The sequence below is a fragment of the Eubacterium sp. MSJ-33 genome (assembly GCF_022174665.1).
Taxonomy (GTDB): domain Bacteria; phylum Bacillota; class Clostridia; order Lachnospirales; family Lachnospiraceae; genus Coprococcus_C.
Genome location: NZ_CP076562.1, coordinates 1228127 through 1235000 on the forward strand (window position 1 = coordinate 1228127; position 6874 = coordinate 1235000).

General features: G+C 44.3%; 5 protein-coding genes, 6 tRNA genes and 1 rRNA gene (1 of these 12 only partly in view). 1 reads left to right on the forward strand and 11 read right to left on the reverse strand.

Features of this window, described 5'->3' with window-relative positions; all coding sequences use genetic code 11:
* Nucleotides 1–19: 19 nt before the first annotated feature.
* The 4 genes from KP625_RS05705 to KP625_RS05720 all read right to left on the reverse strand — a co-directional run bounded on the left by KP625_RS05705 (nucleotide 20) and on the right by KP625_RS05720 (nucleotide 2842).
* On the reverse strand, nucleotides 20–1105 hold the full coding sequence (locus KP625_RS05705; protein WP_238299729.1) for an iron-containing alcohol dehydrogenase family protein: 1086 nt from the start codon (nucleotides 1103–1105) through the stop codon (nucleotides 20–22).
* A 165-nt stretch (nucleotides 1106–1270) separates the two neighbouring features.
* Nucleotides 1271–1942 (reverse strand): CinA family protein, encoded by a 672-nt coding sequence (locus KP625_RS05710; RefSeq protein WP_238299730.1) that lies wholly within the window; start codon nucleotides 1940–1942, stop codon nucleotides 1271–1273.
* A 143-nt stretch (nucleotides 1943–2085) separates the two neighbouring features.
* The gene (locus tag KP625_RS05715; RefSeq protein WP_177969535.1) at nucleotides 2086–2433 is read right to left on the reverse strand and encodes a LytR/AlgR family response regulator transcription factor; all 348 of its coding nucleotides are present in this window, start codon (nucleotides 2431–2433) and stop codon (nucleotides 2086–2088) included.
* Nucleotides 2434–2572: 139 nt separating this feature from the next.
* Nucleotides 2573–2842, reverse strand: coding sequence for a phage holin family protein (locus tag KP625_RS05720; protein ID WP_177969536.1), 270 nt, complete (start codon nucleotides 2840–2842; stop codon nucleotides 2573–2575).
* Nucleotides 2843–3084: 242 nt separating this feature from the next.
* On the opposite strand from KP625_RS05720, the gene KP625_RS05725 reads away from it, so the two are divergent.
* Entirely contained in the window at nucleotides 3085–4032 is a 948-nt protein-coding gene (locus KP625_RS05725; RefSeq protein WP_238299731.1) for a GTP-binding protein, read from the forward strand.
* A 94-nt stretch (nucleotides 4033–4126) separates the two neighbouring features.
* Here the strand turns inward: KP625_RS05725 and KP625_RS05730 are convergent.
* From KP625_RS05730 to KP625_RS05760, 7 genes are all read right to left on the reverse strand, one after another.
* A tRNA-Phe gene (locus KP625_RS05730) sits at nucleotides 4127–4199 on the reverse strand.
* 19 nt (nucleotides 4200–4218) lie between these two features.
* Nucleotides 4219–4292, reverse strand: a tRNA-Met gene (locus KP625_RS05735).
* A gap of 28 nt (nucleotides 4293–4320) precedes the next feature.
* Nucleotides 4321–4402 (reverse strand) — tRNA-Tyr (locus KP625_RS05740).
* A 17-nt stretch (nucleotides 4403–4419) separates the two neighbouring features.
* A tRNA-Thr gene (locus KP625_RS05745) sits at nucleotides 4420–4492 on the reverse strand.
* A gap of 20 nt (nucleotides 4493–4512) precedes the next feature.
* Nucleotides 4513–4585 (reverse strand) — tRNA-Val (locus KP625_RS05750).
* Between the two features lie 31 nt (nucleotides 4586–4616).
* Nucleotides 4617–4690, reverse strand: a tRNA-Asp gene (locus KP625_RS05755).
* A 109-nt stretch (nucleotides 4691–4799) separates the two neighbouring features.
* Nucleotides 4800–6874: ribosomal RNA gene (locus tag KP625_RS05760) — 23S ribosomal RNA — on the reverse strand (it continues 805 nt past the right edge of the window).

Consider the following 6874-nt stretch of genomic DNA (forward strand, 5'->3'; position numbering starts at 1 on the left):
TACTAATCTATAACCAATATCACTTTCCCCAGCTCGCGATTCGAAGCAGCACTTCCTTGTCGAGAGGATATGGACAAAGCGCAAGCTTCGCTTTGTTTTCGGCTACATTATCGACAACCTGACGGATATTTTCCTCCGGCAGGATACCACAATCGCTCACCACCTGAAAGAAATCTGCAAATTCATCCACTGAAGCAAATCCAATTGCTGATAACAGATATTCCTGATCTGCTGCATCTGCCTCACGAATATAGCCCGGCAGGAAATATCCGATTGCAATGCCATGTGGCACGCCAAGCTCATAGGTAATCGCATAGCTTAAACTATGCGGAATTGTCGTTCCCGTCTGTGCAATCGCCATACCCGCAAGTGTCGATGCCAACAGAAAATTGCTGTAATCTTCATCTGTCATCTCGCGCATACCAAGCAGCGCATCCTTGCTTCGTGCCCATACCTTTAGTCCCTGAGCAACAAACATCCGACTGTAATCCGTTGCCGTCCGATTCAGGTAACTCTCAATCATATGTCCAAGCGCGTCAATCGCAGTCTGTCCGATGACCTTCCGCGATGCAGTCTTCAAATATTTCGGATCAGCTAATGCCAGCACCGGAAATACACGGTGCGGCAGCGATGCCTTTGTCCGCTTCGCGTGTACGGTAAGCACAGCAACTCCCGTGACCTCCGAACCGGTTCCACAAGTCGTCGGAATTGTCACAACCGGAAGTGCCTTTGTATGTGCAACACTCTCATACAGATAATCTGCATTCTCCTCCGGATTGGCAAGCATAATCGCAATTGCCTTCGCTGCGTCCATTGGAGAACCGCCGCCGATTGCAATTACATAGTCCACGCCATTTCTCTTTCCAAACTCCGTTGCCTTCATCACCGTTTCTACAGATGGATTCTCTTCAATCTCATCATACTGCACATGTTTCTTTCCATATACATTGAGTGCTGCTTCCACATCTGCCAGTGCCCCATTCGCCCGCGCAGAATACTTCCCTGTCACAATAAGTGCACAACTTCCATAGTCTGACAGCTCCTCCGCATGTACTTTTACTGCATCTATCTCCTGGTATACTTTTGTTGGTATATAATATTGCATGTTATGCCTCCAATAACCTGTCTTATTCCGAATGCCCACCACAGTGCAGACTCCTAATAATATGTTATAATGGATATCCATATTTTTCAAGCTTAGCTTTGTGAATTGTTTGTGTTTTGCGCACAAAAAAGACATGACATACACATGTATATCATGTCCTCCTTTTTACTCAAACAATCTCATCAATACATCATAGACTTCCTTCGCTACCGCCAGCTTGTACATTAACCGGCTTGGCTGCTGTGGAATCTCAACCACATATGACCGGACAGTTCCTTTCAGGCTTATCGCAAAATAAACCTGTCCCGGAACCGATGCATCCGCATTGTCCGGATCTGTATTTCCCATCGTTCCCGTGACGCCGATTCCGATATCCGCACCATACATATTCGCACAGGCTGTTGCCATCGCCTCCGCTGTCTCCTTCGAATAAACCGTATACTTATGAATCACCTCTGCGGATACACCCTGCATGATCTTTGTCTCATTACTATACGTAATGCTCGCACCTTTGAAGATGGCAGATGCCCCTTCTGTATCTGTGATCAAAGACGCAATCTGTCCGGCAGTTGCACTCTCCATCGTTGTAATTGACATGTTCCATTCAATCAAAAGCTCTGTCAGTTTGCGATAGTCCTGGCGGATATCCTTCTCCACATATTTTTTCTTGACCGGACGAACCTTCGGTTCTTTCTTCTTATCTGCCTTTTCTTTTTTTGTTTTTTCCTGATTCGCAATATCCGGATTCTGTAAAAGATTTGCTTCCTCGCAATATGGACAGATTTTATATCTGTCTCCGTTATAAAAATGGTCGTTTTTACATTTTCTGATATTCATAATTTAACCTCTGTTATTTTCTGTTTATTATCATTCCTGTCACCAGATAAAACCTGATAATCAATACACAAATCTTTTTTATTATATCGTAAAAGCGAAAAAATAACTAGATGGTTATTTTATTGAATTCCAAATATATCTCATTATCCCCGAACTACACATTTCTTAATTTCGGAATAATACTTTCGGCTTACAGGAATCTCCACTTTACCATGTTTAACCATAGTTCGGTTGAATGACACGATATCCTTCTTTCGAATCATGAAACTCTGATGCACGCGAATAAATCCATTTAACATCAATTTCCCCTCTATATCAGACATTTTTGAGTAGAAGGTTATCTCTCCACAATTCAAATGCAAAATAATTTTTCTACCTCTACTCTCCACGTAATCAATAGAATCGATTGGTACGTTTCTTTGTTTTCGATTTATAGTCGCCACCAAACACCGATTTTCTTCGAGTTGAACACAATTATCAATCTCTATCATAATACACACGCTCTCCCAAAACAAATTTATCTTTTGCTATTTTCCTAATACAGATAAAATATTTTTATTATAATACCATATATTTTTTAAATTTTCGCAATCTTGCATAATCAGTATATATCTTGTCAAAATTTACAAGTTATTCTTCCTTTTTACTCTGCTTATACACCTGATTAATCCCCGTAGATGCAAATCCGGACATAATCCCCACCGAAATTGCTGTGATAATATCGTCTGCCGGAAAATTCTTCATCACATACATAGCAGGCACCGCAACAATGCCACCAACAAGACCAACAATCACCGGAATTGCTTTATCGCTGATCTTCATACTTACCTTGCAGCCAATTCCAACCAGATAACAGATAATCACAATCGGCAGTACCGTAACATAACTTGAAATATCCATTGTTTTCCCCACCAAAACTCTCTTATATTATACCTATGCCCCAGTCGTTCACATTGATAGTAAATTTAGTGCTGTTGATATATTTTCTTATCTTTCTACAAAAAATATATTTGACGCTCATTACGGACACTAATATAATAAATTTGATTTATACAAAAACTTATACTATGAACATATATACTTTATTTAAATTAAAAAAGTATGAAATTTTTATAAATTTTGTAAAAAGGAGATTGTATATAATGATTCAGATTGATCTGATTACCGGATTTTTAGGCTCCGGCAAAACAACATTTATAAAAAAATATGCCACATATCTGATGCAACAGGGAATGAATATCGGCATTCTCGAAAATGATTTTGGAGCTGTAAATGTAGACGCTATGCTCCTCCAGGATATCTTAGGCGAGCACTGCACATTGGAAATGGTTGCAGGTGGATGTGACGCAGACTGTCATCGCCGCCGTTTTAAAACAAAGCTCATAGCAATGGGCATGTGTGGGTATGATCGTGTCCTTGTAGAACCATCTGGTATTTTCGATATGGATGAATTCTTCGATGCACTACATGAATCACCACTCGACCGTTGGTACGAAATAGGAAATGTAATCACCATCATAGATGCCAATCTGGAACAGACACTATCTGATTCTTCCCGCTATCTACTCGCATCACAAGCAGCACAGGCAGGTGCGGTTCTTTACAGCCATATTCAGGAAGTAAGCAAAGAAAAACTTATTTCCACAAAAAATTATGTATCACAATCGTTTGAGATTCTTCATAGTGAAAAGAAACCAATGCCTTCTGTTACGATTGAAAAGGACTGGAACGATTTAACTACCGAGGATTTCAAAGCGATTCTTTCTTCGGGATATCATTCAGCAGACTATACAAAACTATGGTTTGATGACAAGAAAACATATGACAGTCTATATTTTATGAATATGGATTTCACAGAAAAATTCCTGAAAGAATCCTGTTCCAGAATCTTAAATGATCCCGCATGTGGAAACGTATTTCGTATCAAAGGATTTCAGAAATTACACGATGGTTCCTGGCTCTCATTAAATGTCACCCACCAGAAAACAGAGATTCAGCGAATTCCAAATGGGCAGGCAATCCTGATTGTTATCGGGGAAGGTCTGAACAAGGCTGCAATTGAAAATTACTGGGGAAAATCGAATGTTTAATTTTTGCGCAGTAAATGCGCAGTAACGCAATTTCCAAGCAATAAAAAACGGCGGAAACCCTTGATTCTACGTGGTTTCCGCCAAATAAAAAAGATGCCCAGAGCCGGAATCGAACCAGCGACACGAGGATTTTCAGTCCTCTGCTCTACCAACTGAGCTATCTGGGCATATATCTTATGTAATTAGTAGCGGGGACAGGATTTGAACCTATGACCTTCGGGTTATGAGCCCGACGAGCTTCCAGACTGCTCCACCCCGCGATATTTAATAATCCTTAAAAGGAAAAAGTGGGCGGAGGTGGATTCGAACCACCGAAGCATATAGCAGCAGATTTACAGTCTGTCCCCTTTGGCCACTCGGGAATCCGCCCAAATTTTTAAACTGATAAGCCGATGATCGGACTCGAACCGATAACCTGCTGATTACAAATCAGCTGCTCTGCCAATTGAGCCACATCGGCACGCTAATAATCAGTTTAAATGGGACCTATAGGGCTCGAACCTATGACCCTCTGCTTGTAAGGCAGATGCTCTCCCAGCTGAGCTAAGATCCCATATATTTAATTATGCAGCTATCGCTACAAGCGACCCGGATGGGGTTCGAACCCACGACCTCCGCCGTGACAGGGCGGCGCTCTAACCAGCTGAGCCACCGGGCCATCCACCATTGTTTTCACAATGATAAAAGGTAACATGTACCTTCAGAACTTCATACAAAGATCTTATATCTAGCTCTTAACAAATCATCTTTCCGTTCTCTAAACCTCTAAGGATAAGCCCTCGACCTATTAGTACTTGTCAGCTGAACGTGTTGCCACGATTACACTCCAAGCCTATCAACCTTGTAGTCTTCAAGGGGTCTTACTCTTAATGATGGGATATCTTATCTTGAGGGGGGCTTCACGCTTAGATGCCTTCAGCGTTTATCCCTGCCGGACTTGGCTACTCTGCCATGCTGTTGGTACAACAACAGATACACCAGCGGTCCGTCCATCCCGGTCCTCTCGTACTAAGGACAGCTCCTCTCAAATATCCTACGCCCACGCCGGATAGGGACCGAACTGTCTCACGACGTTCTGAACCCAGCTCGCGTACCGCTTTAATGGGCGAACAGCCCAACCCTTGGAACCTGCTACAGCTCCAGGATGCGATGAGCCGACATCGAGGTGCCAAACCACTCCGTCGATGTGAACTCTTGGGAGTGATAAGCCTGTTATCCCCAGGGTAGCTTTTATCCGTTGAGCGATGGCAATCCCACTTTATACCACCGGATCACTAAGTCCTACTTTCGTACCTGCTCCACCCGTCGGTGTCGCAGTCAAGCTCCCTTCTGCCTTTGCACTCTTCGAATGGTTTCCAACCATTCTGAGGGAACCTTTGAGCGCCTCCGATACCCTTTCGGAGGCGACCGCCCCAGTCAAACTCCCCGCCAGACATTGTCCCCCAGCCGGGTCACGGCTGCAGGTTAGGAATCCAGTACTACAAGGGTGGTATCCCAACAGCGGCTCACACGAAACTGGCGTCCCGTGATCGTAGCCTCCCACCTATCCTGTACAGGTAGTACCGAATCCCAGTATCAAGCTGGAGTAAAGCTCCATGGGGTCTTTCCGTCCTGGCGCAGGTAACCAGCATCTTCACTGGTATTTCAATTTCACCGGGTGTGTTGTTGAGACAGTGCCCAAATCATTACGCCTTTCGTGCGGGTCGGAACTTACCCGACAAGGAATTTCGCTACCTTAGGACCGTTATAGTTACGGCCGCCGTTTACTGGGGCTTAAATTCAAACCTTCGCTTGCGCTAAGCTCTCCTCTTAACCTTCCAGCACCGGGCAGGCGTCAGCCCATATACCTCACCTTTCGGTTTTGCATAGACCTATGTTTTTGCTAAACAGTTGCTTGGGCCATTTCTCTGCGGCCTCTTCCGAGGCACCCCTTCTCCCGAAGTTACGGGGTCATTTTGCCGAGTTCCTTAACAACACTTCTCCCGCCGGCCTTAGGATTCTCTCCTCATCCACCTGTGTCGGTTTACGGTACGGGCACATATATCACAATAGCGGCTTTTCTCGACAGCTGGCTCATACACTTCCCTACTCTAGTTCGGTACGCATCACGTCTTCAGATTGAATGGTGGATTTGCCTGCCATTCTCCTACCTCGCTTGCCCCGGTCTTTCCATTCCCGGGCTGTACTTTCCATCTGTGTCCCCACATTTCTGAATATATGCGGTACAGGAATTTCAACCTGTTATCCATCGACTACGACTTTCGTCCTCGCCTTAGGCCCCGACTTACCCAGGGAAGATCAGCTTTACCCTGGAAACCTTAGATATTCGGCCTTTAAGATTCTCACTTAAATCTCGCTACTCATTCCGGCATTCTCTCTTCAATACAGTCCACAGCTCCTTCCGGTACTGCTTCGTTCCGTATTCAATGCTCCTCTACCAATCTTTCGATTCCTAAGCTTCGGTGTCGTGTTTCAGCCCCGGACATTTTCGGCGCAGGACCTCTCGACTAGTGAGCTATTACGCACTCTTTGAATGTATGGCTGCTTCTGAGCCAACATCCTAGTTGTCTTCGAAATCCCACATCCTTTTCCACTTAACACGTACTTTGGGACCTTAGCTGTAGGTCTGGGCTCTTTCCCTTTTGACTACCCAACTTATCTCGTGCAGTCTGACTCCCATACATCATCTTTACGGCATTCGGAGTTTGATAATCTTCGGTAAGCTTTGACGCCCCCTAGGATATTCAGTGCTCTACCTCCGCAAGACTAATATGAGGCTAGCCCTAAAGCTATTTCGAGGAGAACCAGCTATCTCCGGGTTCGATTGGAATTTCTCCCCTAC